Origin of the sequence: Zavarzinia sp. (assembly GCF_041650655.1) — a bacterium.
Taxonomy (GTDB): Bacteria; Pseudomonadota; Alphaproteobacteria; order Zavarziniales; family Zavarziniaceae; genus Zavarzinia.
This window is the reverse complement of record NZ_JBAZKR010000234.1, coordinates 1-3,043: the sequence shown is the minus strand read 5'-3', so window position 1 is coordinate 3,043 and position 3,043 is coordinate 1. Positions and strand designations below refer to the sequence as shown.

3 protein-coding genes are annotated in these 3,043 nt (G+C 68.8%); all 3 read left to right on the top strand.

The genetic code is table 11. The annotated features are described in order from the left end of the window. A partial coding sequence (locus tag WC493_RS22770; protein WP_373068845.1) for a type II toxin-antitoxin system RelE/ParE family toxin occupies positions 1–243 on the top strand: 243 nt, incomplete at its 5' end. Next, positions 240–1,412 carry an NnrS family protein gene (locus WC493_RS22765; protein WP_373068843.1) on the top strand — a complete coding sequence of 391 codons (1,173 nt, stop codon included), beginning with the start codon at positions 240–242 and terminating at the stop codon, positions 1,410–1,412. The genes WC493_RS22770 and WC493_RS22765, both read left to right, overlap by 4 nt. After that, positions 1,409–2,956 carry a long-chain fatty acid--CoA ligase gene (locus tag WC493_RS22760; protein ID WP_373068841.1) on the top strand — a complete coding sequence of 516 codons (1,548 nt, stop codon included), beginning with the start codon at positions 1,409–1,411 and terminating at the stop codon, positions 2,954–2,956. The genes WC493_RS22765 and WC493_RS22760 overlap by 4 nt, the downstream gene beginning before the upstream one ends. Positions 2,957–3,043 lie beyond the last annotated feature (87 nt).

Here is a 3,043-nt window from a genome sequence, read left to right as displayed (position 1 = left end):
CTTGCCCGGTATCGGGTCGAGCATCCCGAGTTGCGCGTGCGGGAAATCATCGAGGCGCTGAACGTGCTGGAGCACAACCCCCTGATCGGCCGCCCGCTCACCAACGACAAGCGGGAACTGGTGATCGGGCGGCGCTCGCGCGGCTATGTCGCCTTGTACCGCTACGTTGCCGAAATCGATACCGTCTTCGTGCTCGCGCTGCGCAGCCAGCGCGAGGCGGGATACACGGAGCGAGGGAGTTGAGGGCCCCGTCGCCACTCTGGGCCAGCGCCTTCCGGCCCTTCTATTTTCTCGGCGCGCTGTATGCACCGCTGCTGGTCGCGGCCTGGCTTGGCGCATTCCTCGGGCTGTGGAGCCTGCCTTCGGGCCACTTGCTGAAACTGCAGCATGGCCACGAGTTCATCTTCGGCTTCGCGGCGGCGATCATCACCGGCATCGTGCTGACCGCGCTGCCAAGTTGGGCCGGCACCGAGGAAATCGTCGGACGCCCGCTGGTCCTGCTGGTCGCCCTGTGGCTGGCCGGGCGCATCGCATTCTGGGCCGCGCCGTGGCTGCCGGCGCTGCTGCCCGGGATTGTCGACTGCCTGCTGTTCCCCGCCGTCTTCGTCATGCTCGCCCCGCAGTTGCTGCGCGCCGCCAACCGGCTCTACCTGCTCCTGCTGCCGATCCTGTTCGCGCTGTTCGCCGCCAACCTTGCCTTCCACCGCGGCCTCCTCGCCGCGAACGATGCGCAGGCCTGGCTCGCGCTACGCCTCGCCGTCTATGCCATCATCGTGCTCTACGTGCTGAAGGGCGGCGTGCTGGCGCCGATCTTCACCGGCAATGCGCTGCGCGAGAAAGGCCGCGGCGATGTCGCGCCGTTCAACATGACGCTGGAAGTCGGCGCTGTCGCCACGGTGATCCTGCTCGCCGTCTGCGACCTCGGCGGCGCCCCGGCGGCATGGACGGGCAGCGCGGCGCTGGCCTGCGCCCTGCTGCACGGCTGGCGCTGCGCGCGCTGGCGGGGCTGGCGCGTGGCCGACGTGCCGCTGGTGCTGGTGATGCACCTGGGCTTTGCCTGGCTGGTGCTGGCCTTCCTGCTCAAGGCCGTTGCCGAACTGACCGGCCTCGTGCCCGAAGCGGCCTGGCTGCATGCCTTCACCGTCGGAAGCCTCGGCCTGATGATGCTCGGCCTGATGACCCGCGTCAGCCTGCGCCACACCGGGCGTCCGCTGGTGGTGCCGCGCGCCATGCTCGCCGCCTACGGGCTGATGTTCGTCGCCGCCCTGTTGCGGCTGGCGGCCACGGTGCATGGCTTGAGCAACGGCGTGATCGCGCTCGCCGCCGCGCTGTGGGCGGCCTCGTTCGTGCTGTATTTCATGGTGTTCTGCAAGACGCTGCTGGCGCCCAGCGCGCCGCGCCCTTCGCCATGAGCCTCAACGTCGCCCGGCTCCTCGCGCGCGCCGCGCAGACCTATCCGCAACGGCCGGCGCTGGCCCATGGCGAGCGCCTGCTGGCGAGCTATGGCGAACTCGCCGCGCGCGTCGGCCGCCTTGCCGCCGGCCTCGCGGCGCGGCTGCAGCCCAACGATCGGGTCGGCCTGGTGATGAAGAACTGCCCGCAGTACGTCGAACTGATGTTCGCTTGCTGGCACGCCGGGCTGGTCGCGGTGCCGATCAACGCCAAGCTGCACCCGAAGGAACTGGAATTCATCCTTGCCGACAGCGGCGCGCGCCTCTGCTTCGCCACTGCCGACCTGCACGACGCCATCGCACCGCTGGCCGTCGCCGGCCTGGAACGGGCGATCGACGTCGATGGCCCGGCCTACGCAGAGCTTTTCACCGCTGCCGCGATGCCCATCGCGCCGCGTGACGCGGACGACGCGGCCTGGCTGTTCTACACCAGCGGCACCACCGGCCGGCCCAAGGGCGTGACCCTGACCATGCGCAACCTGATGGCGGCGATCCTCAACTATCTGTCCGACGTCGACAGCATCGCGCCGGGCGACGCCATCCTCCACGCCGCGCCGATGTCGCACGGCTCGGGCTTCTACATGCTGCCGCACGTCGCCCGCGCCGGGGTGAATGTGGTGCCCGAGTCGGGCGGCTTCGATCCCGCCGAGATTTTCGCCCTGCTGCGGGCGCATCGCGGCGTCAGCTTGTTCGCGGCGCCGACCATGGTCAAGCGCCTCGTGGAACATCCCGGCGAGGCCGACACCTCGGGGCTCAAGACCATCATCTACGGCGGTGGCCCGATGTACGTGGCCGACTGCAAGGCCGCGCTGCGGCGCTTCGGCAACAAGCTGGCGCAGATCTACGGCCAGGGCGAATCGCCGATGACCATTTCTTGCCTCGACAAGGCGCTGCACGCCGACACCGCCAACCCGCGCTACGAGGAGCGCCTGGCGTCGGTCGGCCACGCCTTCACCGGCATCGAGGTCATCGTCGCCGACGCCGACGACCGGCCGCTGCCTGCGGGCGAGATCGGCGAAATCCTGGTGCGCGGCGACACCGTCATGGCCGGCTACTGGAACAACCCCGCCGCCAGCGCCGAGACCCTGCGCAACGGCTGGCTGCATACCGGCGATGTCGGCAGCATGGACGGGGACGGCTTCCTGACGCTGAAGGATCGCAGCAAGGACGTGATCATCTCCGGCGGCTCGAACATCTATCCGCGCGAAGTCGAGGAAATCCTGCTGCGCCATCCGGCGGTCAGCGAAGTGTCGGTGGTGGGCCAGGCCGATGCCGAATGGGGCGAGATCGTCATCGCCTTCATCGTGCCGCGCGGGCAGGCCCCCGACAGCGCGGAACTCGACGCCCTGTGCCTCGACAACATCGCCCGCTTCAAGCGGCCCAAGCGCTATGTCATGGTAGATTCGCTGCCGAAGAACAATACCGGCAAGGTGCTGAAGACGCGGCTGCGCGAGTTGCTGGCCAGCGGGCATCCGCCTGCGTCCCCGCGCCGGCCCGGCCTATAATTCTCGAAAAACAGGAGTCGATGATCATGTCGCTGAAGAACTTGATGGTGCATCTGGATCAGGGTGAACGAACCGCCGCGAGGCTCG

What these genes read in the sequence shown, in the direction of transcription:
- WC493_RS22760 (WP_373068841.1), top strand. Translation starts at nt 1,409, where the DNA reads ATGAGCCTCAACGTCGCCCGGCTCCTCGCGCGCGCCGCGCAGACCTAT.